Origin of the sequence: Caballeronia sp. LZ062 (assembly GCF_031450785.1) — a bacterium.
Lineage (GTDB): Bacteria > Pseudomonadota > Gammaproteobacteria > Burkholderiales > Burkholderiaceae > Caballeronia.
Window position 1 is genome coordinate 690,942 of the sequence record NZ_JARTWB010000001.1, and the last position, 25,026, is coordinate 715,967.

Annotated in this window: 25 protein-coding genes; 7 read left to right on the forward strand and 18 right to left on the reverse strand. The window is 61.5% G+C overall.

The window, feature by feature from the left end; genetic code table 11:
* Positions 1-11: 11 nt before the first annotated feature.
* Positions 12-929: an STAS domain-containing protein gene (locus P9239_RS03235; protein WP_309749051.1), complete on the reverse strand. Its 918-nt coding sequence runs from the start codon at positions 927-929 to the stop codon at positions 12-14.
* Positions 930-1,325: 396 nt separating this feature from the next.
* Here P9239_RS03235 and P9239_RS03240 point away from each other — a divergent pair, with 396 nt between their 5' ends.
* The 3 genes from P9239_RS03240 (at position 1,326) to P9239_RS03250 (ending at position 4,345) form a co-directional block, all read left to right on the forward strand.
* Complete coding sequence (locus P9239_RS03240; protein WP_309749052.1) at positions 1,326-2,705, forward strand: nucleobase:cation symporter-2 family protein; 1,380 nt, start codon at positions 1,326-1,328, stop codon at positions 2,703-2,705.
* Positions 2,706-2,730: 25 nt separating this feature from the next.
* The gene (locus P9239_RS03245) at positions 2,731-3,564 is read left to right on the forward strand and encodes an alpha/beta hydrolase (RefSeq protein ID WP_309749053.1); all 834 of its coding nucleotides are present in this window, start codon (positions 2,731-2,733) and stop codon (positions 3,562-3,564) included.
* Positions 3,565-3,730: 166 nt separating this feature from the next.
* Positions 3,731-4,345, forward strand: a complete 615-nt coding sequence (locus P9239_RS03250) for a phasin family protein (protein WP_309749054.1) — start codon at positions 3,731-3,733, stop codon at positions 4,343-4,345.
* Between the two features lie 11 nt (positions 4,346-4,356).
* On the opposite strand, the gene P9239_RS03255 is transcribed toward P9239_RS03250, so the two are convergent.
* Positions 4,357-5,157, reverse strand: a complete 801-nt coding sequence (locus P9239_RS03255) for an exodeoxyribonuclease III (protein WP_309749056.1) — start codon at positions 5,155-5,157, stop codon at positions 4,357-4,359.
* Between the two features lie 113 nt (positions 5,158-5,270).
* On the opposite strand from P9239_RS03255, the gene P9239_RS03260 reads away from it, so the two are divergent.
* Positions 5,271-6,494 carry an MFS transporter gene (locus P9239_RS03260; RefSeq protein WP_309749057.1) on the forward strand — a complete coding sequence of 408 codons (1,224 nt, stop codon included), beginning with the start codon at positions 5,271-5,273 and terminating at the stop codon, positions 6,492-6,494.
* A 13-nt stretch (positions 6,495-6,507) separates the two neighbouring features.
* On the opposite strand, the gene P9239_RS03265 is transcribed toward P9239_RS03260, so the two are convergent.
* The 6 genes from P9239_RS03265 to P9239_RS03290 form a co-directional block, all read right to left on the reverse strand.
* Positions 6,508-7,398, reverse strand: coding sequence for an ABC transporter permease (locus P9239_RS03265; protein ID WP_309749058.1), 891 nt, complete (start codon positions 7,396-7,398; stop codon positions 6,508-6,510).
* Positions 7,395-8,219 carry an ABC transporter ATP-binding protein gene (locus P9239_RS03270; protein WP_309749059.1) on the reverse strand — a complete coding sequence of 275 codons (825 nt, stop codon included), beginning with the start codon at positions 8,217-8,219 and terminating at the stop codon, positions 7,395-7,397. Before P9239_RS03270 ends, P9239_RS03265 begins: the two co-directional genes overlap by 4 nt.
* Positions 8,220-8,331: 112 nt before the next feature.
* Positions 8,332-9,351, reverse strand: a complete 1,020-nt coding sequence (locus tag P9239_RS03275) for an ABC transporter substrate-binding protein (RefSeq protein WP_309749060.1) — start codon at positions 9,349-9,351, stop codon at positions 8,332-8,334.
* Positions 9,352-9,390: 39 nt separating this feature from the next.
* Positions 9,391-10,287, reverse strand: coding sequence for a TauD/TfdA family dioxygenase (locus P9239_RS03280; protein WP_309749061.1), 897 nt, complete (start codon positions 10,285-10,287; stop codon positions 9,391-9,393).
* 93 nt (positions 10,288-10,380) lie between these two features.
* On the reverse strand, positions 10,381-11,595 hold the full coding sequence (gene dinB / locus P9239_RS03285) for a DNA polymerase IV (RefSeq protein ID WP_309749062.1): 1,215 nt from the start codon (positions 11,593-11,595) through the stop codon (positions 10,381-10,383).
* 98 nt (positions 11,596-11,693) lie between these two features.
* A complete protein-coding gene (locus P9239_RS03290) occupies positions 11,694-12,059 on the reverse strand; it encodes a hypothetical protein (protein WP_309749063.1) in 366 nt (121 codons plus the stop codon).
* A 261-nt stretch (positions 12,060-12,320) separates the two neighbouring features.
* Here P9239_RS03290 and P9239_RS03295 point away from each other — a divergent pair, with 261 nt between their 5' ends.
* Complete coding sequence (locus P9239_RS03295; RefSeq protein ID WP_309749064.1) at positions 12,321-13,931, forward strand: MDR family MFS transporter; 1,611 nt, start codon at positions 12,321-12,323, stop codon at positions 13,929-13,931.
* Positions 13,932-13,966: 35 nt separating this feature from the next.
* On the opposite strand, the gene P9239_RS03300 is transcribed toward P9239_RS03295, so the two are convergent.
* The 3 genes from P9239_RS03300 to P9239_RS03310 all read right to left on the reverse strand — a co-directional run bounded on the left by P9239_RS03300 (position 13,967) and on the right by P9239_RS03310 (position 17,414).
* Positions 13,967-14,209 (reverse strand): hypothetical protein, encoded by a 243-nt coding sequence (locus tag P9239_RS03300; protein ID WP_404980146.1) that lies wholly within the window; start codon positions 14,207-14,209, stop codon positions 13,967-13,969.
* Positions 14,210-14,380: 171 nt separating this feature from the next.
* Entirely contained in the window at positions 14,381-16,201 is a 1,821-nt protein-coding gene (locus tag P9239_RS03305) for an alkaline phosphatase D family protein (RefSeq protein ID WP_309749065.1), read from the reverse strand.
* 289 nt (positions 16,202-16,490) lie between these two features.
* Positions 16,491-17,414, reverse strand: a complete 924-nt coding sequence (locus P9239_RS03310; RefSeq protein ID WP_309749066.1) for a LysR family transcriptional regulator — start codon at positions 17,412-17,414, stop codon at positions 16,491-16,493.
* A gap of 112 nt (positions 17,415-17,526) precedes the next feature.
* On the opposite strand from P9239_RS03310, the gene P9239_RS03315 reads away from it, so the two are divergent.
* Complete coding sequence (locus tag P9239_RS03315; protein WP_309749067.1) at positions 17,527-17,961, forward strand: VOC family protein; 435 nt, start codon at positions 17,527-17,529, stop codon at positions 17,959-17,961.
* A 91-nt stretch (positions 17,962-18,052) separates the two neighbouring features.
* Here P9239_RS03315 and P9239_RS03320 read toward each other — a convergent pair whose 3' ends face one another.
* Together P9239_RS03320 and P9239_RS03325 are read right to left on the reverse strand one after the other, a co-directional pair.
* On the reverse strand, positions 18,053-18,334 hold the full coding sequence (locus P9239_RS03320) for a hypothetical protein (RefSeq protein ID WP_309749068.1): 282 nt from the start codon (positions 18,332-18,334) through the stop codon (positions 18,053-18,055).
* Between the two features lie 240 nt (positions 18,335-18,574).
* The gene (locus P9239_RS03325; protein WP_309749069.1) at positions 18,575-19,939 is read right to left on the reverse strand and encodes an MFS transporter; all 1,365 of its coding nucleotides are present in this window, start codon (positions 19,937-19,939) and stop codon (positions 18,575-18,577) included.
* Positions 19,940-20,186: 247 nt separating this feature from the next.
* Between P9239_RS03325 and P9239_RS03330 the strand changes: the two genes are divergently transcribed.
* Positions 20,187-20,933: a Pr6Pr family membrane protein gene (locus P9239_RS03330; protein WP_309749070.1), complete on the forward strand. Its 747-nt coding sequence runs from the start codon at positions 20,187-20,189 to the stop codon at positions 20,931-20,933.
* Between the two features lie 7 nt (positions 20,934-20,940).
* On the opposite strand, the gene P9239_RS03335 is transcribed toward P9239_RS03330, so the two are convergent.
* From P9239_RS03335 to P9239_RS03355, 5 genes are read right to left on the reverse strand one after another with little or no spacing between them, the layout of a single operon-like run.
* Complete coding sequence (locus P9239_RS03335; RefSeq protein WP_309749071.1) at positions 20,941-21,249, reverse strand: EthD family reductase; 309 nt, start codon at positions 21,247-21,249, stop codon at positions 20,941-20,943.
* Between the two features lie 41 nt (positions 21,250-21,290).
* A complete protein-coding gene (locus P9239_RS03340) occupies positions 21,291-22,232 on the reverse strand; it encodes an MBL fold metallo-hydrolase (RefSeq protein WP_309749072.1) in 942 nt (313 codons plus the stop codon).
* On the reverse strand, positions 22,229-23,140 hold the full coding sequence (locus P9239_RS03345; protein ID WP_309749073.1) for a quinoprotein dehydrogenase-associated SoxYZ-like carrier: 912 nt from the start codon (positions 23,138-23,140) through the stop codon (positions 22,229-22,231). The genes P9239_RS03340 and P9239_RS03345 overlap by 4 nt, the downstream gene beginning before the upstream one ends.
* Positions 23,128-24,054 carry a quinoprotein relay system zinc metallohydrolase 2 gene (locus P9239_RS03350; RefSeq protein ID WP_309749074.1) on the reverse strand — a complete coding sequence of 309 codons (927 nt, stop codon included), beginning with the start codon at positions 24,052-24,054 and terminating at the stop codon, positions 23,128-23,130. Before P9239_RS03350 ends, P9239_RS03345 begins: the two co-directional genes overlap by 13 nt.
* Complete coding sequence (locus tag P9239_RS03355) at positions 24,051-25,025, reverse strand: LysR family transcriptional regulator (RefSeq protein WP_309749075.1); 975 nt, start codon at positions 25,023-25,025, stop codon at positions 24,051-24,053. Before P9239_RS03355 ends, P9239_RS03350 begins: the two co-directional genes overlap by 4 nt.
* Between the last annotated feature and the right edge of the window lies 1 nt (position 25,026).

A 25,026-nucleotide genomic window follows, 5' to 3' on the forward strand; every position in this document is an offset into this window, starting at 1 on the left:
CTCGCGCGCCGTCATTCAGGCAGCGAGGAATCGTGCATGCCGTCGGCGCCGTTGCGCGCGGTCTTCTCCTGCGCACCCGCCACTGTCACCGACTTGCCCGTGCGCTGCAGCGCGACGATGAACGCCGCGGCGAGCGACGCCTTTGTCGTCACGTTCGACAGGTTCACGCCCAAATGCACGATGGTCTGCGCGATCTGCGGACGAATGCCGCTGATGATGCAGTCCGCGCCCATCAGCCGCGCCGCCGCGACCGTCTTGAGCAAATGCTGCGCGACGAGCGTATCGACGGTCGGCACGCCCGTGATGTCGATGATCGCGATGGCCGCGCCCGTCTCGACGATCTTCTGCAACAGGTTTTCCATCACCACTTGCGTGCGCGCGGAATCCAGCGTGCCGATGAGCGGCAGCGCGAGAATGCCGTCCCACAGCTGCACGACCGGCGTCGACAGTTCCAGCAGTTCCTGCTGCTGACGCACGATAACTTGTTCACGGCTCGCCTGAAACACCTCGGTGGTGTAGAGGCCGAGTTCATCGAACAGCGAGCTGACGGTCCATGTGAGATCCGCGAGCGCGGCCGGATCGTTCGCAAGCTGCTCACGCAGACGCGCGACGAGCGGTTGCTTCAGCGAAAAGACGAACATTGCGGTCTCGACGGGCGAAAAACCCTGACGAGCGCGCTGTCCCGACATATCAGCGAGAAACGCGCGCACTTCCTGCCAGTGCGATGCCTTGAATTCCACGCGATCCGATGCTGCGAGCGCCGTCAGCAGCAAGGAGACGAACTGTCCGAACTGATTGCGCAGCTCCGCTTCGCCGACGAGCCCGCGCCGCGACGCGATAGCGTGCTGCTGCGTGATCCACTCGGCGAGCAATTCCGCCTGATTGGAAGAAAAGAGTTGGGCGAGTCGCGTTCCGCCGACCAATTCCATACCGAGATCCCTGTGCGAATGATGGTTTTTATGGGCGCCAAAGCCCCGGATGTCGCCGTTTTTTGCGTTGAAAGCATCGGGCCCCGTGGACAGCGCCCGTCCCCGCACAACGCAAAGGCGCTCGGAATGTAGCACGTCATCTCGAAATTCGACAGTGCGCGCACCCTTGATTTTGAAGAGTTATCCGGATTCTTGCGAAGAATTGCGCCTAATCATTTAGGGATCGGGAAAATGTGCCGGGCGTGCGCGTGTGCATGGACAAAAGAAGGTCAATAGTCCCTGCGCTGTCGCACCGAACGCGCGATGCCGCGTATAGCAGCGCGATTATTTTTTTGCACGCCACCGGGTGCAATACTCGATCGACCTCACACGATTCACCTGCCGCCCGGAGCGCACATGGCCCACAACCCTCATCCTGTCGACGAAGTATTGCCCTCCGGACAGATGCTCGCCGTCGGAATACAGCACGTGCTCGTCATGTATGCCGGGGCCATCGCCGTGCCGCTCATCATCGGCGCGGCGCTGAAGCTGCCGAAGGACCAAGTGGCGTTCCTGATCAGTTCGGACCTCTTTGCATGCGGCCTTGTCACACTCGTTCAATGCGTCGGCATATGGAAGTTCGGCATCCGGCTGCCCGTCATCATGGGCGTGAGTTTCGCGCCGGTCGGCCCGATGGTCGCCATGGCGTCGTCCGGCGCCGGACTGCCCGCCATCTTCGGCGCGACGATCGCCGCGGGCGTGTTCGCCATCGTCATCGCGCCGTTTTTCGGGCGGCTGATGCGCTTCTTTCCACCTATCGTGACCGGCACGATCATCCTGACGATCGGCATGACGCTCTTTCCTGTCGCCATCAACTGGGCGGGCGGCGGGCATGGCGCGCCGCATTTCGGTGAGCCGAAGAACCTGATGATCGCGGGCATCGTGCTGATGGCGATCCTTCTCATCAACAAGTATCTGAAAGGCTTCGTCGCCAACATCTCGGTGCTGCTCGGCATGGCTATCGGCTTTCTGCTCGCATTGACGTTGGGCATTGTCGATTTCGCGGGCGTGGGACGTGCGGCATGGTTCGCGCCGGTGCGCCCCTTTGCGTTCGGCTTGCCGACCTTCGACATCGCGGCTATTGCGTCGTTGTGCCTCGTGATGATCGTCATCATGGTCGAATCGCTCGGCATGTTCCTCGCGCTCGGCGATCTCACGATGCGCCCGGTCACGCGTGCCGATGCCACGCGCGGCCTGCGCACGGACGGACTCGGCACGGTCATCGGCGGCGTGTTCAACACGTTTCCGCACTCGTCGTTTTCGCAGAACATCGGGCTCGTCGGCATCACGGGTGTGAAGAGCCGCTGGGTGGTCGCGGTATCGGGCGTGATCCTGATCCTGCTCGGGCTTTTGCCGAAGCTCTCGAATCTCATCGCTTCCATACCGGTCGTCGTATTGCGCGGCGCGGGCATCGCCATGTTCGGCATGGTCGCGGCGACGGGCGTCAAGATTTTGAGCAAGGTGGACTATGAGAACAAGAACAACCTGCTCATCATTGCGATCAGTCTTGGCGTGGGCGTCATTCCGCTCGCGGCGCCGACATTCTTTAGTCAGATGCCCGCGTGGGCCGGCCCGCTGACCCATAGCGGTATTACACTCGCAGCGATCTTTGCGATTGTTTTGAACGCGCTTTTCAATCGCGGACGATCCACCGAGCACGTACAGCGTGAAATTGCGGCGGACATGCCTTTGAGCTTGCGGCAAGGCGAAGAAGCCGGCGTACGCCCGCGCGAATAAGGAACCACATGTCTTGCGGCCACTCATGATCGAAGCACTGTGCATACTCGTTGCGGCCGTCGCGTTGGCGTATCTCTTTGCACTGGCCGCACTCTATTGGCTGCAAGGGCGGCTCGTGTATCCGCTCGAACAGATACAGGCTTTTGTCGATCCGACCTTAGAAGAACGGACCGAAGTCATCACGCTCGAAACGCAAGACGGCCTGGCGTTGAAGGCGCGCTATCGCGCACCGCCAGATGCACATTCGGCCACCGTGCTGCTTTTCCACGGCAACGGAGAGGACCTCACGCAACGCGCGCACATCGCGCTCGAACTGATCGAGGCCGGTTACGGCGTGCTGCTTGCGGAGTATCGCGGCTATGGCGGCAATCCGGGCAAGCCGCACGAAGCGGGGCTCTATGCGGATGCACGCGCCGCTTACGCCTACGCTGCCGCGCGCTCGCCGTTCATCGTGCTGCACGGCTATTCGCTAGGCTCGGGCGTGGCCGTGCAGCTTGCAAGCGAAGCGCACATCGACGCGTTGATACTCGAAGCGCCGTTCACGAGCATCGTCGATGTGGCCGCGGCCCGCTTCCGGTTCTTTCCCGTAAGAGCGCTTGCAAAGGACCGCTACGACAACCTCTCGAAAATTGCCTGCGTTCGCGCGCCTATCCTTATCTACGGCGGAACGCGCGACTTCGTGGTGCCGCCCATTCACTTCGAGCGTCTTTTCAATGCCGCGCAAGGCGACAAGCACTTGGCGATGCTCGAAGACGCCGATCATCTCGACGCGTGGCGCAACGGCGGGCGCACGCACGTCATGCAATTTCTGGCTCGCGTCAGCGCGCACGAACGGCAACAAATCTCGGACGCGACTTGACCGGTCGTGCTGGAAAAAATCGGACGCTGGATGGGAACCGCCATGCGCGGGCTTCGTCAGAATCAACTCATGTGCGCGGGCCGCGCAGCTCGTCCATGCGTGATTTTCAAGCGAGCGTGCGTTCGTCATTTACCGATTGTTATTCGGCTTACGAAAGGAGCGGTCAATGTTTCAGTATCCCGGTTTCATCGCTTATCAGATGCCGTCCATCGCGCGTGCCAATCTTCAGGCGTTTCTCAGCGCGAGCCAACGTTTCGCGAGCGGCGTGCAGGCGCTGACGGAACTCAACGTGCAAACCGTGCGTACCGTCATCGAGGAAAGCAATACGCTGCTGCGCACCGGCGATGACACGACGCCCGGCGAGGTGCTCGGCTGGCAGTCCGTCATGTTCGCGCAGTTGCCGCAAAAGGCGGCCTCTTATGGACAGCATGTGCTGTCGATCATCACGTCGACCGAAGCGGAGATCATCGGCGAGGTGCGCAGCCAATACGAGCGCAACGGCATCACGCTGAAAGGCCTGCTCGATACGAGCGCTCAAGCCGCGCAAGAGACGACCGAATCGACGAGCCTAGTTGTCACCGAACTCACGGAAACCGCGAACGAAGCAGCGGAAAACGCGAGCGGCGTGATCCTCGATGCAAGCGGTGAGATCGCCAACGAATCGGCCAAGGAATCGGCTAATGAAGCCGCCAGCGAGACCAAACAACTGGTCTTGCCTGCCGACAGCACGGAAAGCGCGCCAGTGAAGGCGCCGCGCACGTCGTCGCGACGCCAGGTCTAGCGCACCAGCCGCTATTCAGCGGCTTTTTTCTTCGTGCGCGGCTCTTTCAGCACGACCCACGTGGGCGCGTGATCGCTCGCGTGCGGCTCGCCGCGCACCCATGTGTCGACGCCCGCGTCCTGAAGCCGAGGCGCGAGGTCCTTGCTCAGCAAGATGTGATCGATGCGCAAGCCCGAGTTCGTCTGCCAGTGCTGCCGGAAATAATCCCAGAACGTATAGATGCGTTCGCCCGGATGCTTCTTGCGCAGCGCATCGGTCCAGCCTTGCGCGACGAGCTTCGCGTAAGCCTCGCGGCTCTCCGGCTGAAGCAGCGCATCTTTCAGCCATGAGCGCGTGTTGTAGATGTCCTCATCGGTCGGCACGACGTTATAGTCGCCCGCGAGCACGACCGGATGCCCACTCTCGAGCAGCGCCTGTGCATGCGCGTTGAAGCGTTCGAACCACGCGAGCTTGTAATCGAACTTCGGACCCGGCTGCGGATTGCCGTTAGGAAGATAAAGACAGCCGATGAGAATGCCATGCACGGCCGCTTCGATATAGCGGCTATGCGTGTCGTCTTCATTGCCCGGCAAACCGCGACGGCTCAAAACCGGCTCGGCGTCTTTAGCCAGGATCGCCACGCCGTTCCAAGAGGCCTGTCCGTGCCAGACCGCGCCATAGCCCGCACTCTGTATGGCGGAGATGGGAAATTGCGCGTCGCTCGCCTTCAGCTCCTGCAAGCAGACGATATCTGGCGCTTCGCGTTCGAGCCAGGTGAGCAAGGCGTCGAGACGCGAGCGTATGCCGTTGATGTTGAAGGTCGCGATTTTCATTCTGCGGTCTCAATCGGTCTGTGCGTTTTTTTCGTCGTCGATCCTACACGCAATGCACGATGCGTGCCGCCACGCGATAATCCGCGCCAACTCACCATATTCGGCAGCGTTTCATGTCCATTTCCGCCCCGCCGCAGCCGGAAGGCTCCGCGCACTGGCAACGCAATCTCTACGTGTGTGTGTTCGGCTCCTTCACGACCATCATGGCCATGACTTTGCTGCTGCCCTTCCTGCCGCTTTATGTGCAGCAGTTGGGCGCGCGGTCAGTGGATGCAGCGGTGCAGTGGTCCGGCGTCGCTTTCGGCGCGACGTTTCTTGCGGCGGGCCTCGTAGCGCCACTGTGGGGACGGCTTGCGGATAGATACGGCAGAAAGCAGATCCTGATTCGCGCGAGCCTTGGCATGGCCATCACGATGTCGATGCTCGGCATCGTGCAGAGCGTCTGGCAACTGGTCGCCATCCGCTTTCTCGCGGGACTCGTCGGCGGCTATGCGAGCGGCGCCATCGTAATGATCGCCACGCAGACGCCAAAGCGTCGGACGGCGTGGGCGCTGGGCACGCACGCGGCCGGCATGATGGCGGGCAACCTCGTCGGGCCGCTCGTGGGCGGCTTGCTGCCAGGGCTGATCGGCATTCGTTCGACGTTTTTTCTCGCAGGCGGCCTGATCTTCTGCTCGTTCGTCATGACGACGCTGCTCGTCAAGGAAGAGCGGCGCGCGCCTGGGCACGACAAGCAAAGCCGGCGCGGCGGCTGGCGCGATGTCCCCGCGCTCACGCCCGTCATCGCCATGCTTGCCAGCGCCATGCTGTTGATGTTCGCGAACATGTCGATCGAACCGATCATCACGGTCTACGTATCGCAGCTCGTGAAGGATCAAAAGAACGTGACGCTGGTGGCGGGCTTGGTGATGTCGGCGGCCGCGCTGGGCAGTGTGCTCGCGGCGCCGCGCGTCGGGCGTCTGGCGGATCGCATCGGCGCGCCGAAGGTGATCGTCGCGTGCCTCGCGCTTTGCGGCGTGCTGCTGATTCCGCAGACCTTCGTCGCGACCGGCACGCAGCTGGTCGCGCTGCGCTTTCTGATGGGCATCGCGCTAGGCGGACTGCTGCCCGCCATCACGAGCGTCGTGCGTCATAACGTGCCTGATACGGCCGCCGGTTATATCCTCGGCTATGCGACGTCCGCGCAGTACATCGGCCAAGTGACGGGGCCGCTTGCGGGCGGCTTTATCGCGGCGCATACCGGTATGCGCTCGGTCTTCGTGTTGACGAGCATGTTGATGTTCGCCGGCGCCGCATGCAATGCGTGGGTCTTTCTGCGACGCGAGCCTGCACCATAACAACCGAAACGCGTTACGACTGAACGCCCCAACGCCGCACGGTCACGCGCTCGATGGTATCGAAGACGAGATGCTCGACGGCAAGCCCGATCACGATCACCGCAGCCAGACCCGCAAAGACGCGGTCCGTATAGAGCTCGTTGCGGTTCTGGAAGATGTACCAGCCCAGTCCGCCCCGGCCCGAACTCGCGCCGAACACGAGTTCCGCTGCGATCAGCGTGCGCCACGCGAACGCCCAGCCCACGCGCAAGCCGGCGAGAATAGACGGCAGCGCGGCGGGCACGAGAATGAGCACGACATGCCGCAAGCCCGTGAGCCCATAATTGCGGCCGGTCATGCGCAGCGTCGCGGGCACGGCCTGGAACCCGGCATAAGTATTCAGCGCCAGCGGCCATAACACCGAATGCACGAGCACGAAAAGAAGACTGCCCGTGCCAAGCCCGAACCACAGCAATGCGAGCGGCAGCAGCGCAATGGAAGGCAACGGATTGAACATGGCGGTGAGCATCGAAAGGATGTCACGGCCGATGCGAGTCGACACCGCAAGCGACGTCAAAACGAACGCAAGCGCCGCGCCCAGCACATAGCCGCGCAACAGCACGGACATGGAAATCGCGATCTTGTCGATCAGTTCGCCCGAAATGATGCCCTGAACGAAGGCGACGCACGTCGCGCTGAAAGTGGGCAGAAGCAGGTCGTTATCGACCATGCGCGCGGCGCCTTCCCACAGCGCGATCAGCACCAGTGCAATCAGCGTCTTGCGCAACCACGCGCGGTCTAGCAGACGCTTGGCAAGGGGGACGGATGTCTCATGCGGCCTGGCGTCGGATACCGGCTCGGATGGCGACGGAATACGTTCGAATTCCGGCCGCACCGGCGGCTGAATGAGTTGCGGCGTGCTCATCGCGCGACCTCCTCTTCAAACAACAGGCGATGAATGCGCGCGACGCTCTGTTGAAAGTCGCCGCGACCCACGCTTTCCTGCGAATATTGATGACTGTTCAACTCCGCCCGCACGCGGCCGGGATGCGGAGTCAAAAGCAAGATGCGATTCCCGACGATCAACGCCTCTTCGATGGAATGCGTCACGAACAGCAACGTGAAGCGTTCATCGCTCCAGAGCCGAAGCAGTTCTTCCTGCATACGGCGGCGCGTGAGTGCATCGAGCGCCGCGAACGGCTCGTCCATGAGAAGCACGCGCGGCTGCATGGCAAGCGCACGCGCAATGGCAACGCGCTGCTTCATGCCGCCCGAAAGCGTGTGCGGATAAGCATTCGCGACATGCGCGAGGCCCACTTTGTCGAGATAGTGCAGGGCCCGTTCGCGCGCCTGTGCGCGGCTCAACTTGCGGGCAACGCGCAATGGGAACGCAACGTTCTGCAGAACCGTCTTCCACGGCGGAAGTTGATCGAACTCCTGAAACACGACAATGCGGTCCGCGCCCGGCCCGCTTACACGCTCGCCGTCGATCTCGATGCTGCCCGAAACAGGCTCGATGAAACCGCCGACTGCCTTAAGCAACGTCGACTTGCCGCAACCGGAAGGCCCGAGCAGAACAAAGCGGTCAGCGCCGTAGACGTCGAAACTCACGTCGTGCGTCGCGCGCACCAGACGCTCCGCCGTACGATATTCGAGCGTGACGTTGCGTGCGCTTAACAGCTTGCCGGTCGAGGCGACGGCCTTGTCGCTTTCGACCGGATACAGCACATGAGGATTGGCAGCCATGGTTGCAACGCTGAGAGGCAAACCATCAAGATACCGGCGCGCGTTTCGCGGGCTAACCAATGAATGCGCATATCCAATGCAGGATCGCGGATAAAGCGCCCCAGTGTCTGCCCTAGCTGCCGTCGCGCGTGGCGGGGTCGCTAAAGAAGTAGTCTTGCCACGACTTCGGTTCGTTCTTGATGACGCCCACGCGATGCATGAATTGCGCAAGCGCGAACGTGTTCTGCGGCGCGACCTTGAATTGCACCGCCGGATCTTTGATGACCTTCACGAGCAATGCGCGATCGATCTTCGCGTGATTCACACGCAGATAGATATCCGCGGCCTCGTCGGGATGCTGCGTGATGAAGCGGGCGGCATCGGCAAGGCCATCGACGAAAGCGCGGTACGTCTTGGGATTGTCGTTGCGGAATTTCTCCGTCGCATACAGAACCGTCGCGGAACTAGGTCCGCCGAGCACGTCGTAGGAACTGAGAACGATGTGCGCTTTAGGGTTGCCCGCCAATTCCTGCTGCTGGAACGGCGGATTGGCGAAGTGCGCGTCGATTTCGGTGCCGCCCGCAATGATCGCGGCCGCTGCATCCGGATGCGGCACCGCTTGCGTCAGTTTGTCGAGGCGGTCGTATTGCTTGTCGCCCCACTGCTTCGCGGCGGCATATTGCAAAATGCGCGATTGCACTGACACGCCGACAGCAGGCACGGCAATGCGGTCCTTGTCGGTGAAATCGGCGATGGTCTTCACGCGCGGATCATTCGATATGAGGTAATACGGCAGATTGCCGAGCGATGCGACGCCCTTCACGTTCTGGCGGCCGTGCGTGCGGTCCCAGATCGTGAGCAGCGGTCCGACGCCTGCAGCCGCGATATCGACTGAACCGGAGAGCAATGCGTCGTTGATGCTTGCGCCACCGGAGAGCTTGGCCCAGTCCACTTTGATATCGATGCCCTGCTTCTTGCCTTCCTGCTCGATGAACTTTTGGTCGCGCGCGACGTTCAGCAGCAGATAAACGACGCCATACTGCTCCGCGATGCGAATCGTGCCTTCCGCATAAGCATTGCACGCGCTGCCCAGCGATAGCACCAAAGCGCCGACGAACGCGCGCAGCGCGCCCTTCCCTTTTCGAGAATGCATCGAAAAACCCCGTTTTTGAAGGACTCTTTGTGTTGGAACTTAGAAAGGCGCGTCGCCTTCTATGGTCGTGCGATACAGCTTGCGGCGCTGATCGTCCGGCGTGCCGGCCGCCAGATGCATGACCGAGCGGTTGTCCCAGAACACCATGTCGTGATCGCGCCATACATGGCGATAAACGAACTCGGGCTGCACACTGTGCGCAAAGATCTCGTCGAGCAGTGCGCGGCTTTCATCGTCCGGCATACCGACGATGCGCGTCGTGAAATGCTCGCTAACGAAGAGTGCCTTGCGGCCCGTTTCCGGATGCGTTCGCACGATGGGATGCACGACAGGCTTCACTTGCGCAATCTGCTCGGGCGTCAGATTGGGACGCCACGGGCTTCGCTTCTGCAATTCAGCATATTTCGCGAGGTACGTGTGCTCCGCTTCACGTCCCTCGATCGCGCTCTTCAGATGCTCGGGCAGCGTATCCCACGCGAGATGCTGGTTGGCAAAGAGCGTGTCGCCGCCAGTCGAGGGCAATTCCTGCGCGTGAAGCATGGAGCCGAGGCTAGGCTTCTCTTTGTATGAAAGGTCCGAATGCCAAAAGTGACCGGCGTCGCCAAGTCCGATCGGCTTGCCGTTCTCGATGATGTTCGACACGATGAGCACTTCGGGATACCCGGCCAGTCCGAACTGGTGCAGCACGTGAATCTGCAAGGGACCGAACTGCTTGCTGAACGCGACCTGCTGCGCGGGCGTGATGCGCTGCTCGCGAAACACGAGCACATGATGGTCGAGGTGAGCGCGATGAATCCGTGCGAAGTCCGCTTTGGAGAGCGGCTGCGACAGGTCGAGTCCGATGACTTCCGCACCCAGCGGGCCGTCAAAGGGACGAATGACGATGTGTTGCTCGACGGCCTCGGCGGCGTCTTGAGTCGGCGAAAGAAGGGTCACGGTGTAATCGGCGGCGTCGGACAGACGAATAATCTACGCCCGGCACGCACGCGCGGCAACGAACGATGCGCGATTTGATTATCTGGCGCGATGCTAAGGCCGCAAGCCGCTGGAATCTTCGACCGCGTCGAAAGGCAGTTCGACTTGCACCGGCGTGGCGTGACCTTCGGCTTCAGCGCTTGATTCGAGGGCGCTGACGCGTACCCCGAGCAGCCTGAGCCTTCTGTCGAGGACGATGCGCTTCAGACATTCGGTGGCCGCGCGGCGAATCTCGGATGCGTCGGCGGTGGCGACGGGAATCGTCAGATCGCGTGTGACGGTGCGAAAGTCGTCGAAACGCAGCTTGATGCCGACAGTGCGCCCCACGTAGCCTTTGCGCTGAAGATCGTCGGCGACGCGGTTGCACAGGCCCGTAAATTCCGCCGACAGCGTAGCCCGGTCTTGCTTGGGATGAAGATCGCGCTCGAAGGTAGTCTCGCGGCTCATGGACTTGGGCGTGGAACTCACGACGACGGGCCGCTCGTCGTGGCCTTGCGCGATGCGGGCAAGCCACGCGGCATAAGTCGGACCGAAATGCGTTTGCAGAAGGCCCAGATCCGCGGCGGCGATGTCGCCGACCGTCGCGATGCCAAGTGCCGCGAGCTTGTCGTTCGCCTTGGGTCCGATGCCGTTCACCTTGCGTGCGGCAAGCGGCCAGATGCGCGTGGGCAGATCGTCCATCGTGAGAATGGTGAGACCGTCCGGCTTGTCGAGTTCCGAACCGATTTTCGCCAGCAGTTTGTTCGGCGCGATGCAAATGGAACACGTGAGGCCGGTTGCATCGCGCACTGCGTCTTTCATGCGTTGGCCGATATCGGCGGATTCGCCGGGTAAGTCGCTTACATCGATATAGATTTCGTCGATGCCGCGATTCTCGATCTGCGTGGTGAATGTGGCGATCGCCGCCTTGAAAAGGCGCGAATAATGCCGATACGACTCGAAGTCCGTCGGCAGAAGAATAGCGTCCGGCGCGAGTTGGGCGGCCTTCATCATCCCCATTGCGGAGAAGACGCCGAATTTACGTGCTTCGTAAGTGGATGTCGTGACTACACCGCGGCCCGCGTAATTGCGCAGCCGCTTGAATCGGCGCGTGCCGTCCGCAAGCGTCTCAGGCGCGGCATCGCGCCCGCCGCCGACCACCACCGGCTCACCGCGCAACTCCGGGTAGCGCAGCAATTCGACGGATGCGAAGAACGCATCCATGTCCAGATGCGCGATGCGGCGCGGCGAGTGCTGCGCGGCGGAGGAAGAGGGAACTGAAGCGTCCATCGACGGCGAAGCGGGCAGGCGCTATAGCGCATCGGCCCTCAAGACGAAAATGGCTTACTGTACATTCATACAGTAATTTTCGCCAGTGAACCTAATGCCTATTCCGCTGCGCGCTTGACCGCGAGTGCGCGCCGGCAATCGTCGAAGACCTGCCTCACGACATCCGACTGATAATTCAGGTCTTCGCTATCGAGGATCTCTTCAACAGCATCGCGCGCCCAGTCGGCTTCCAGCAGCGCGCAATGACGCGCAGCGAGATCGCGCGCGATGGCGGCGAGTTTCGCGACCGTCAGCCAGTCCGCGAGCCGTTCATGCCTGTCCAGCCACTTGTGTGCTGCCTGCACGTGAAACGACGCCGCTGGCCAGTCTCCATTCAGGTAGAACGCGCCCAGACTGCCGCATGTGAGCCAGCACAGCAATTCGACGCGATCACGAGCACTGAGGGTACGAGGGACATCGTTCATGGCGGCGCTCACGAAAGACGTTTCGACGAGGAATGCAAGCGAGGCGTGCTGCATTCCGTATGAAAGGCGTATGAATGAACGATAGCACGGGATGGTGCGCCGCGGCAGTGGATACGCAGCGGGGCATCGTGTGCTGACGAACGTACTTGCCGCGCTTGCTGAGAGCGCAGGGGCATGCAAGCGGAAGCTCGTGCGCGGTGAGAGTTGCCCTCGCCTGTTGACAAATGGCGCCGCAAGCAGCCTTTCGCGAGCCGGGATACGATGACGGGTCTTTGCTTCGCGCATGTCTTTGCTGCGCCTGTTTTGCATGGCGACCGACGCTGCGAGTGGCATCCCCTCTCATCGACTCTCGACCGCATGCCGCATTCCACGCAGACACGCCGCCCCCTCGTCATTGCCGCCGTCATGGCTTCCATGGCCATGGTGGCAATCGAAGCCACCATCGTTTCAACCGCCATGCCGCAGATCGCCACGCAGCTCGGCGGCCTCAATCTCTATAGCTGGGTGTTCTCGTCGTTCTTGCTGACGCAGACGGCGCTTACCGTGGTGTTCGGCAAGCTCGCGGACCTTTATGGCCGCAAGCCCGCGATACTGGCCGGCATCGCCATCTTTCTCATCGGGTCGATACTCGCGGGCTTCGCCTGGTCGATGCCCGCCATGATCGTCTTCCGTCTGGTCCAGGGCGTCGGCGCAGGGGCGATCCTGCCCGTTGCCCTGACGGTGGTCGGCGACCTCTATCCGGCGCGCGAACGCGGCAAGGTACAAGGCTATCTCGCAAGCGTATGGGCCGTGTCGGCCGTGCTCGGGCCGATGGTCGGCGGCTTGCTCATTCGCCACCTTTCCTGGGCATGGATCTTCTGGATCAACTTGCCGATCGGCGTGCTTGCCGCGTTGCTCTTCGTACTCTTCCTGCACGAGGAGAAGCGCCACGAACGCCCGGCAATCGACCTTGCCGGCGCCTTCCTTTTCACGGCCGCCGTCGCTTCCCTGATGATGGCGCTCACCGATGCAGGCAGCGCGAGCGGCACCCGCGCCGGGATAGAAGTGGCGGTATGTCTCGTGGCCGGCGTGCTCTTCGTCATGCAGGAAAAGCGCGCCGCCGATCCGATGATTTCGTTCGGCTTGTGGGCGCATCGCCCGATCGCGGCGGGCAACGCGGCAACGCTGCTCGCGGGGATGGCAATGATGGGCCTGACCACGTTTCTGCCGATGTACGTACAGGGCGTAATGCATCGCTCGCCGGTCGAAGCAGGCTTCACGCTCACGATGATGATGATCGGCTGGCCGAGCGGCGCCACGTTCACGTCGCGCACGTTCAGCCGCATCGGGCTGCGCCGCCTGCTGATCGGCGGAACCATCTTTATTCCGCTCGGCGCGGTTCCTTTCGTGCTTCTGACGCCGCAGGCGAGTCCCGTATGGGCCGGCGTCGGATCAGCCGTGATGGGCTTCGGCATGGGCATATTGAGCGTGTCGTGCCTTATCCTGATTCAGGAAATCGTCAAGCTCTCCGAGCGCGGCAGTGCCACTGCATCGAATCTCTTTGCGCGCAATCTCGGCAACACGCTCGGCGCCGCCGTGTTCGGCGCGGTGCAGAACTATGGACTCACGCACGCGAGCGGCGTGCCGGCGGTCAGCGCCGATCAACTGAAGCGACTGTTATCGGCCGTGCCCGGAAACTTCACGAGCAACGCGGACATTCGCTTTGCGCTGCACCATGCACTGCATCTGACATTTACGTCGATGTTCGTAATCGCGCTCGGCGCGGTGATTGCCATGCTGTTCATGCCGGCCGTCGAAATTGGTCGGGCGCGTCAGACTGTGGAGACGGTAGGCGCCAACGACGCATCGAAACATATCCGCATCGACGCTTGATCGCTTACAAGCGTCGATGCGTTGCACGCCGAGCCTCAGTCCTGCGCCTGAATGAGCGGACTATCCTGCTTGTCGCGCGATACGCTCGCGTCCCCGCTTTCGGTTCCCGGTGCGGCCGATTCGTCCGCTGCAATCGTCTGCGTGTTCATGCCTTGCTGGGACGTGGGCGCGCCGGCCTCGGGCGTATAGCGCGGCGCCGGACCATAGCCGCTTGCGATTACGTAAGACGCAGCAAGCAAGGCCGCGACGAAAAGAATGCCTTTGAATGTGCTCATCATGGTCGTACTCCTGAGGGTTTCAGATATCCACTTCTTCGGCCCCGATGCACTGTCTGCAAGCATTCGGCCTTCCGATATGTGCACGCAGTCTACGTGCGTGCCTTGGCTTTGAAATCCCCCCAGAAGCGCGCATATGAACGGCGGTAGCGATGAGTGAAGCGCTCCGCGCGCTCAGACGTTGTCCTCCACCGCAATCGATACAGCACCCGCATTAATCGTCAGGCGCGTGCGCTTTTGCAGCGGATTCTGTGGCGCGCTGCCATCCGCATTCAAACCTCTGACCTTGTTGTAGATGGCGACGAACTGCGTGGGCGTGACCGTCGCGGACGCGTAGCCGATAGCGTCATGGTCCGCATAAAGCATGTCCGGATTGTTCTGGCGAATGAACGCGTCGAGCGCCGCGGACGAACTGAGGAGCGAAGACAGCGGCAAGCCGGCGACAAAGCTCGTGGCATCCTGAAAGAAGGGCCGACTGCTGATACCCGCCGACATCAAGTCGACTAACACGGGCGTCCCTGTCGCAGGGTCGGGCACATCGCGCACGATGCCGGCCTGGAACGCGTGCAGATCGCCCGTGATGGCGATGAGATTCGTGATGCCTTGCGCCTTCACGAACGACGTGAGATCCGCCTTGTGCGATGGATACCCGTCCCACGCATCGCAGTCCATCACGATAACGGCGTTATCAGGCGCCGGTGCGATCGAACGCAGATCGAGCCACAGGCGATTCATCATCACCTCGTTGCCCCAGACCTTCCATACCGCGGTCGATGCCTTGAGCGTGTCCTTCCACCATTGCGTCTGCACGGGACCGAGCATGGACGGGATGCGGCCCAGACGCTGGGTGTCGGCCGCCTCGAACTGTGCGAGCACCTGTTGCGGTACCCCATACCGCGAACCGACGAGATCATTGCCGTTCACGGGATCATGTCCCAGGGATTGGGCAATGGCCGCTTCACTGACGACATGGTCGTCGCGATAAAGCCGCTCGTCCGTCATGACAAGGTGGATCAGCGAGCCGAAGTGGAAGTCGCGGTAGATACGGATGTTGTCGTAGCTTGCATTGTTCAGGTCGAACGACACATCGCCCCAATCCACCGGCAAGTATTCGGCCCATGCCTGATTCGCGTTGCGGCGTCGCGCTGTCTGCTGCACGTTCGCGTTCGTGTACGTCTGGTGGTCTTGCCAGCAATCGTCCGAGAACTCGTGGTCGTCCCAGATAGCGATCACGGGAAAGCGCGCATGGACGGTCTGCAGGCGCGTATCGCCCCGATACGTGCGATAAAGCGTGCGGTAATCAGCGAGCGTATTGGCATAGACGCCGCCGCCCGAAATCGACACTCCATCGGGCAAGGCAATCTGTGGGTGCGCGGGCTCGGCCGCATTCTTTTCGTTCGGACTTCCAACTGTTTCGTAGATATAGTCTCCGAGATGCACGACGAAGTCGAGGTCGGTTTCCGCGGCCAGCAGCGTGAGCGCCTGCCAGTGGTTCACACTCCAGTTCTGACAGACGAACCACGCAAAGCGCAGTTGGGACAGCGTCTCCGTAGCCGCGGCCGCGGTGCGCGTGGTGCCCGTCGCGCTTACATCGCCACCGGCGATGAAGCGGTAGTAATAGGTCGTCTTCGCGCTCAGACCCGTGACCTTGGCGCGCACGGTGAAGTCGTAGTCGGGAATGGCGCTGAGCGGCACGCTCGCCGCGAGCTGCGAGAAATCGGGCTGAGTGGAAACCTGCAGCGTCAGTGCAATTGCCGTTTGCGCCGCGTTGCTCGCATTGGCGACGCAGCGCGTCCAGAACACGACGGACGTGTCGCGCGGATCGCCGCTCGCGACGCCCTGAGCGAAGGCATATACGCCGGTAGGCGGGGGCGTCGAGCCACCACCCGAATTGCTGGTGCCTCCATCATCGCCCGAATGACACGCGGCGAGCGTGCCGGACGCCGCCGCAACGGTGTAGAACATAGACAGTGACATAAAGCGGCGACGATCCATGAAAGCCTCCAGGAAACAACGTGGCAGACAGGCCATGCGCGCTGAGTGTGTCGACTGTGTGTTCCGACCGATAGCGGCTTGCGACGATGCAAAACGCTTACACGCTACAAACGGCAGAGGAAAGTGTCAATGCGGTTCTATGCTACGAACGTTTCGGAACGACCGTTCTAAAATGCGGCTGCGCTAAGAGGTGGCTCGCAAGGGAAACACCGGCCTTGGGCAAAGCAGGCCGATTCTGCCGCCAAGCAACGTCTCCCAAGCACGCGTGGCGAGCAGCGGCAAGCGAGCGTCACCTCTTCTTTCGCGGCGTGCGCGTCAGCGCCTTCGCTTGCGCGATGCCGGTCTCGCCCGCTGCCGCCTCGACGATGCACTCGGCGAGCTGCGCCGCCGCGTCATGATCAGCCCGACGTACACGTTCGACGAGACCGATCTCGCGATAAAACGTATCGTCGCCGAGATCGTGTGCCACTGCCCCTCGCGGCCACGCACCGATCCCCGCCGATTTCGGCAGCAAAGCGACACCCATGCCGCGTGCGACGAGCTGGGCGATACCTTGCAACTCGTCGGCTTCGATCGTATCGCGCACGGACAGCCGCTTCTTGCGCAAAAAGACTTCCACTTGCCGACCGCCGAATGAACGACGGTCGTAACGAATGAATGGCTCGGTTTGGATCAATTCGCGCCACGGAACGCGCCTCTTCGCAGCGGGTGAGAGCAACACGAAAGGCTCCGCGATAAGCGTGCGCCAGCGCAGTTCCGACGGCAATGAAAACGGCGGGCGAATGATGACGGCCATGTCGGCTTCGGCGGCATCGACCTGTGCGAGCAGATTGAGCGATACGCCGGGCACGAGACGTACGCGCCATGCAGGCAAGCTGCGCCGGAAGGACGCGACGGCGTCTGGCAACAACACCGCATGGGCCGATGCGATAGCGCCTACAGAGAGCGTGCCGCCGCGCCCTTCTTGGTCATCCGGTTCTGAAAGACGCGCGTAGAGGGCAATGAGTTCATCGGCGAGTTCGAGCGTGCGGCGGCCTGCTACGTTCAACGTCGCGGAGCGGCCCGTGCGGTCGAAGAGCGTGAAGCCGAGATGCGCTTCGAGACGTTGCATTTGCGCGCTCACCGCGGATTGCGTCAAGCCGATATGCGCCCCCGCGCCTGCGAAGGTGCCGTGGCGCGCGACTGCCATGAAGGTTCTCAATTCTCGCAGCATCTGATCGATCGATTTTGCTGTTGCTCAGGCCCGCAATATATCGTTTTTCATGGAATTTATTCATCAATACACTAGCGGCTCGTTTCAATCAATTAAGCAAGGACTGACGCTCATGAACACGCCGCACGACGCCATGCCGCCCTTCCATCTCGCGTTTCCCGTTCACAGTCTTGCCGATGCGCGGGAGTTCTACGGCGAACTGCTCGGCTGCCCGGAAGGACGCAGCGCCGACGACTGGGTGGACTTCAATTTCTACGGGCATCAGATCGTCGCGCATCTCGCACCGGACGAAGTGGGTCACCGGTCGACGAGCGCCGTCGATGGCGACGCCGTGCCGGTTCGTCATTTCGGTGTCGTGTTGTCCATCCCTCAGTGGGAGGCGCTCGCCGAGAAGCTGAAGGCAGCGGGCACGCGGTTCGTTATCGAACCGCATATTCGCTTCAAGGGCGAGGTCGGCGAACAGGCGACGATGTTCTTCCTCGACCCGTCGGGCAATGCGGTGGAAGTAAAGGCCTTCGCGAACATGGCGTCGCTCTTTGCGAAATAGGCGACCGCGAGTCTTACAGCGTTAAGTCGCTCACGCCAAAAGAAACGGGACGCCACCGGCGTCCCGTTTTTACATCGAGCGAAAGTAAGGCTTACTGGCCCGAGCCGCTTGCGCTGACCGGTGCGCCCGGACCGCCCGGCGTTGCGCTATCGCTTTGGCCCGTGGTCGAGCCGCTGTTCGACGACGAATGGCTGCCGTGCGATTTCTTCTTATGCGAGTGCTTGTGCGACGTTCCCGTGCCTTGCGTGGTCGTCTGCGCGTTGTCGCCCGCTTGCAGGCCCGTGGCGGAGCTCGGCGGATTGTCCTGCGCGAACGCGGACGCGCAAACGAGAGCGAATGCGCCGGCGGCGCAGGAGAGAGCGATACGTTTCATGTCGGATGACTCCTGTTGGCGGTTTGCGAATGCGATTCTTGCAGCTTGTTCTGCATGCTGGCCGTCGCGTATCGTGAGCGACGGCCGGTCGCAAGACGTCATGGAGCATGAGGCGTGCCACGGTCTGACGATTCGCAAACCGGAAGGACGCGATGTAAGCATGCGTCCATCGGCAAAGAGCGTGTCATCCTGATGACAGCGCGGCGCTCGTCTCCGAGCACCGCGAAGCGCATGAACAACTCAGTGGCCTACAGGGCCCGTCGTCTTGAGGTCGCCACTGACCGCGCGCTGCGGATGCGCGGCTTGCTTGATCAACAGCGCAACCGCGGACACGAGCCCCGCCACCGCGATCACCGCGAAGATACCGCCGAAGCTGAAATGCAGACGCGTGAGTTCCGCAACCAGAAACGATCCTGCAATGCCTCCGAAGCGCCCGATGCCGAGCATCCACGCGACACCGGTGCCGCGCCCTTGCGTCGGATAGAACGCGGCGGCGAGCGCAGGCATCGACGATTGCGCCGTGTTCATCAGCACGCCCGCGAGGAACACCACGAGCACGAGCAAGCCTACGTTGCCGACTGCCTGTCCGATGCAGTAGACGCTCACGGCCGTCAACGCATAACACGCAGCAATGACCCGGTTGGCGTTGAACTTGTCCATCAGCACACCGAGCAGCACTGCCCCTACGCCACCAAGCGGAAACAGCGCGGAAATGAGCGTGGCGCGTTGCGGACTCAGACCGGATTCCTTGAGGAGAATCGGCATCCAGTTGATGGATGCATAGAAGATCACGAGGCCCATGAAATAGGCGAGCCACAGCATGATCGAGCCGATCACGTAAGAACGCGACAACACGACACTCATGCCGCTTTGCCCCTGCACGGTGGGCGCGGCTTCCGTCATGAAGAACGAACCGGCGTTGCGGGCATCGTCGGAGATGCGGGCAAGCGTCGCGCGAATCTTCTCGACCGGCTTCGATTTCGCCACCATGTAGCGCACGGATTCCGGCAACGTGATGAGCAGCAGCACGGCCAGCACGAGCGGCGCCACGCCGCCGAGGAACAGCACGCTTCGCCAGCCGAAGTGCGGAATCATCCACGCCGCGAGAAAACCGCCGAATGCAGCCCCCAACGGGAAGCCGCAGAACATGAGGTTGATGAGCGTGGCGCGACGGCTATCGGGACAAAACTCACTCATCATCGTGACGGCGTTGGGCATCGCGGCGCCGAGCCCGAGGCCGGTGATGAAGCGCAGCGTCGTCAGGTGCGAGAGGCTCGCCGAATACGCCGATGCAAAGCACGCGACGCCGAAGACGATAACCGACGACAGCAGCATCGCGCGACGGCCCAAACGGTCCGACAGCGGCCCCGAAAGCAGCGCGCCCGCAGCGAGCCCGAAGAGCGCCGCGCTCAGCACCGGCGCGAGCGCGGGCCGGCTGATGTGCCATTCCGTGACGAGCGACGGCGCGATGAAGCCGATGGCGGCCGTATCGAAGCCATCGAGCAGCACGATGACGAAGCACATGCCGAAGATGAGCCACTGAAACGGCGAAAAGGGGTGCTCGTTGATGAACGTCTGCACGTTCACGTTTGGGCTTCTGCTCACTTCATTCCCTTCCAAAGAGGCGATAAGAGACGATGAATGTTCGCAATGCGAACACCGATTCACATAGCGAACTATGCATTTCGCGTGAGAATACGTAACAAAGCATTGACCCGCAACGCGGGGATACCCGGAAATGATGGGCGTGCGAGCGATTCGAAGATATCGACGACATGCGCCGTGCCTCCAGGCAGATACAGGACGCTGACCGTCACGTGCACGCTTCGGCACGCGCCGATAAAATGACCGCATGTCCACGTCACAAAGAAGCTCGCGCCGGCACGAGCCCGAGTTGCCGCTTCACACACCGAGCACTGCTTCGCTCGCGCTGGCCGCGGCCATCGCAATGATTGCGTGGCTTGCCATCGCAGCGCAAACGGACCTGACCATCGCGCGTTCGCTGGATCGCGGTATGACCGTCGTAGACGGCATCGCGCGCATGAGCAGTTACCTCACGAATCTGACGGTGCTGCTTACCGCAATCTGCTTTACGTGTGTCGCCACGCGCGCCCAAGCGCCGCTCGCGCGATTCTTTCGCCAGCCGACCGTCGTGACGGCCGTGGTCGTCTATATGGTGTTCGTCGGCATCGCGTATAACGCGCTGCTGCGTTTCTTATGGACGCCATCGGGGTATCGCGAGTTCATCAACGAGTCGCTGCATACCGTCGTACCCGCGCTTTCCGCCGTGTATTGGCTTCTTTTCGTGCCGCGCTTTCATCTCTCATGGCGACGATGCGCGCTTTGGCTCGTCTATCCGCTGTGCTATTTGTTCGTGACGCTATGGCGCGGAAGTGAATCGGAGTTCTACCCGTACTGGTTCATCGACGTGGGGGAACTCGGTTACGACCGCGTGTTCTTCAACTCCGCCATGTTGATCGTGGCTTTCCTCGTTCTGATGAGCGTGTTTCTCGTCATCAATCATCGTCGCGAGGATTTAAACGCGCCCGATCCCGAAGTCGAATCCGATGACCTCTCGGACCCGGACTCCCCACGTTGATTCGCGTTCACGCTTCCTTTGTATCGAACATCATCAGTTCGACGCCCGCCTGCGCGAAGTTTGAAAGATCGCCGGCGGTCGCCTGGCCTTCGGGCGAGTCCAGCGCGGACTTGATCGCATCGAGCGAGTCGAATTCGAGCACTGCGACGAAGTAATAAGGCGATTCGCCTTGCGCCACTGCAATCGGTCCAGTGCTCACTTCGAAACGCTTGAGACCAGGCATTTTCTTGGCAAGCGGGGCATGCGTCGATGTGTAATGCGCATCGAATGCCTGCTTGTCGGACGGCGTCTTGTACAGCGCGATTAGCTTGGCCATTCTTGTGTCTCCTTGGGTGAAGGTCTCTCTCGAGGAACGGACTATTGCTTCTCCAGTTGAAGATAAAGGCGCTGCACGTTTTGCGGCTGTGCCCTCGTATAGAGCTTATAGCCCCGGAATGCAGGCACCTGTACCGTGTGCATAGCCTGCGTCAGTCCCATACCGCTTTTGTACGCCTGCTTCACAGACGCATCCAGTTCGCGAAGATACACACCTGTCTGCATAATGTCGTCGCCCCGCACAGGCGGGCCGAAGGCCGGCACGACGGTATTCAGATCGAGCGCACGAAGGCTTTCCAGCGCACCCAGCCAGCCCGGTATCTGCTCGTTGCGCAGCTCGGGAATTCGGCCATTGGAAACGAGACTTCCGGCAAAGAGAACGCCGGTTTGCGTATCGAGCACGGCCAGATCGCCGGGCGTGCTTGCCGGGCCGAAATGGAGCAATTGCAGCTTGCGGCCGCCGCTTTCCAATTCAGTCGTTCCGTCGATGGTGCGATTCGGTACGGTCACGCGCGAGCCCGCCATTTCATCGTCGCCCAGTGTCTTACGCAGATTGGCGAGACAAATCGAGCAGCGGTCGTGTATCAACTGGGCAGCCCGAACATGCGCGAGTATCGGCACATTCTGGTCGCGAAAGGCGGCTGCACCGAAGACGAATTCGGGCGCCTGATGCGTGATGATGACGAGCGTCACGGGCAAGGGTGTCACTTTGCGAATAGCTTCGATCATCGCACGGCCGTAGCGATAAGACGGCCCCGTGTCGATCACCGTCACTCCGCTCTTTCCCACGATAAAGCCATTATTCGCGACGATGCCGTGATTCTCCGGCGCAACGGCGTCGCCCCTGCCGATGAACGCATACACCCCCGGCGCGATGTTGATGGGCGCGGGCATGCCGGCGAGCGCGGCCATCGCGAACTTCGCCAATGCGCTCGATGCGACAATCAGCGCGACTGTCAGCGGCTTGATCGAGCGCAGCGTCATTTCATTGCCGACGCTTGTCCAGCGGCTTGCGTTTCGATAGCGATAGCGCTTTCGAACTGCTTGTTTTTGGTGTCTTCCACATGCACTTTCAATTCGCCATTGCCGTTAGGTAGGAAATAGAAACGGAAATTTGGGTTCTCGCTAATCGAGAAGTTGACGTTCGCGGTCATCACGGGTCTATCTGCATACGTGACGGCGACCTTGCGAATGAAATAAGCCGTCGCGTAGTTGCGCGTGATCTGATTCATCGCCATGCCCGTGCGGTTCGGGTGCCGCACCATCACTTGCGCGAGTTGCGGTTTGTCGACGACTGCTCTGCCCTCGGACTGCAAGCGCACCGCGCCTGCGGCGCGTTCGGCGGCGTCCTCGTCCTTGTCGGCCGGCGCCGAACATCCGCCCGATGCCTTCACGAAGCGCACCGCGCTATACAAGTGCCCGTCGTTCGTTTCGGCAATGGCGCGCATGAACGTATAGTCTTCCACGCGCACGCGCGTCTCGATGCTGGCAAGCCCCGACTCGGGAGTGAATTCGAAATAGCCCGCGTAAGGCTCGGGATTCTCGTCGATGAAGAGATGAATCTTCTTGATGTAATGATTCGGGCTTTGAGCGAATTGTGCGTTGATTTCGATCGGAACGACCGCGGCATCCGCAGCACGCGCCGGGGCGTCGAGCTTGATGACGGAATCGCCATGCGCATCGACGGTGCGGCCCTTGAATGCACCTTCCTTGAAGTCAAGCCAGCGGGCGACCTTGTCAGGGTCGTCATCCGGCTGTGCGGCTTGCGCCATGCAGGGCGCGAGCAATGTCAGTAACGCGATCGTCGCGAAGAACGGTGCCGCGCGTTCGCGCACAGGGCAAGGCGTATCGGTCATCATGATGTCCTCCATGCTGCCTGCTACTGCTCCCACTCGAGCTCCGCATACGCCGCCGTCACGTTGCGGCGATGATAGATCTCGTACAACAACCACGTATCCTGCTGATCGAGGCCGATGGTATCCACGGCCTGCTGAATGGTCTCACCGCGCTTGATGGCCTCGCGCACGCCGTGCGCGAGGTCAGCGAGGTAATGTTCTTCCGCTTCGAGCGCCTGCGGCCACGGTGGATCGAGTGGACCATGCCCCGGCACGACATGCCGCGGATTCATCTGCTTAATGCGCGCGATGTCGTCCAGCCAGCCGACGACACTTCCGTCCACCACCGGAATGCAGCGCACGAAAAGCAGATCGCCGGTCCATAGCGTGCCGCTCTTCTCATCGTATACCGTCATGTCGTTGTTGGTATGCGCTGTTTGCCAAGTTTGCAGCCTGAGAGCGCGATCGCCGAGATCGAGCGTCGCCGTGCCATCCACTGTTCTCGTCGGCGGAATGATCTCACTGCCGGTGGCGATGTCTCCCAGTTCGCGATTGAGCACGCGAAGATAGTTCTGCGCCCGCGATGCCTCCGCTTGCGTCAGTTTCACGCTTCCGACGAACTGCGGATGATCGTTCACGAACGCTGCGTTGCCGAAGATATGGTCGGGATGCATGTGCGTGTTGATGACGAAGCACACCGGCAAGGACGTGACCTTGCGCACCGCTTCCCTGAGCGCGCGCCCTTCGGCGAGCGTGCCGCCCGTGTCGATGACAGCGACGCAACGCGTGCCGACTATGAAGCCCACGTTGGCGATATCGCCCTTGTTCGCGCGCGTTGCAACGTCATCATGTGCGCGATGCGCGTAGTTGCCGGGCGCAATCTCTTGCACCGGGAGCGGCGGCTCGGCCCGGGCGTGTCCCACCAGAAGCGCGAAGAGCGCCAATGCGCGCCACGCGCGTGCGGCGCTCATCGAACATTGTCCGCATCGACGAGACGCTTCGGACGCAGCAAGCCATATTGTGCGTACTCGCGCTCCAGAAACGGCTCGGCATGTTCAAGCAAAAAGCGCCGAAAGGCGACGCATGTAGGCGATAGCTGCTTCGAGCGCGAATGCACGAGTTGCCAGGTTCGCTCGACCGGTGTGCCGTTCACGTCCAGCACAGCGATCTCGCCCGTGCGCAATTCGAGCCCGAGCGTATGCAGAGAGATCAGGCTCACGCCCATTCCGGCCATGACCGCCTGCTTGATGGTCTCATTGCTTCCGAGCGTGACACTTCGCGTTGGAACGAAAAGGTTCTGCCTGAAGACGTGCTCAGCCACTGCACGCGTGCCCGAACCCGGCTCACGCAGCAGAAAGGTATCGTTAGCGAGTTCCTGCATATCGAAGCGTCGCGCGTATCGCAACGGATGCGATAAGGGCGCGACGATCACATGCGGATGACAGGCAAGCGGCTCTGCCGTCGTGCCCAGTTCGGGCGGCGGGCGTCCCATGATGGCGAGGTCCGTCGCATTGTCCTGTAGCAACCTGAGCAAAGTCTCGCGGTTGCCCACGGAGAACTGCACGTTCACCTTCGGGAACTGCTGTGAATAGAGCGCAAGCAGCTTGGGCGCAAAGTAAGTCGCCGAACTCACGATGCTCACCGCAATGGAGCCGCTATCCGCTTGCGTGAGCGACATCATCGCGTCTTCCGCGTCCTTTATCTCGCCGAGAATGCGGCTTGCGTGATGTTGCAACCGCTCGCCTGCTTCAGTTAGTGACAGCCGGCGAGCGACACGCTCGAACAGCGGCAAGCCTACGGCATCTTCGAGCTGCTTGATTTGCATCGACACTGCGGGCTGCGTCAGATGAAGTTCTTCCGCTGCGCGCGCGAAGCTCGGGCAACGCGTCGTGATGACGAAGATTTGGAGCTGGCGCAGCGTAAGCGAGCGGACAAAGTTCATG